Source organism: Corynebacterium sp. HMSC055D05, assembly GCF_001810365.1.
In the GTDB taxonomy this organism is placed as follows: Bacteria; Actinomycetota; Actinomycetes; order Mycobacteriales; family Mycobacteriaceae; genus Corynebacterium; species Corynebacterium coyleae.
The window spans coordinates 1-419 of sequence record NZ_KV801076.1 but is presented as its reverse complement, the minus strand read 5'-3'; the positions used below and the strand labels follow the sequence as shown (position 1 = coordinate 419).

Here is a 419-nt window from a genome sequence, read left to right as displayed (position 1 = left end):
TAGGTTAAGTGCAGGGTGCGTTTGCCGTTTCGCGACGGGCCGAACTTCGCCGCATCCACCGCCGGTGTCTTATCCGCCGGCACCAACGTACGGGCTGCAGCCTCAATCGCCCGGTAGCCACCTTCGACCTCAAGTAAGGCAAGGCGCAGCGCCCACCGCTGGGACGCATCTTTCACCGAGGCGATGCGCCGCTCGATCAGTGCTAACTCGTCGAGGGAGAACGCCCGAGCACGCGTAGCTGCCACCGCCTGTTTACGCGTGAATTTGGTGCGCCCGAAGTACACGTCGCGCAGCCGCGACCAGGCTCGCGCACGATCGGGTGCAAAGCCCGAGGCGAGTGCAACATCAAGGTCGAAGTCAGCCAGCGTCTCTAACGCTGCGGCCGACATCGCCTGCACTAACACCTCGAACGAATTCAT

Annotated in this window: 1 pseudogene; it reads right to left on the bottom strand. The window is 63.0% G+C overall.

The window, feature by feature from the left end:
- Positions 1–419: pseudogene (locus tag HMPREF2734_RS12075) on the bottom strand (HNH endonuclease); the annotation flags it as partial.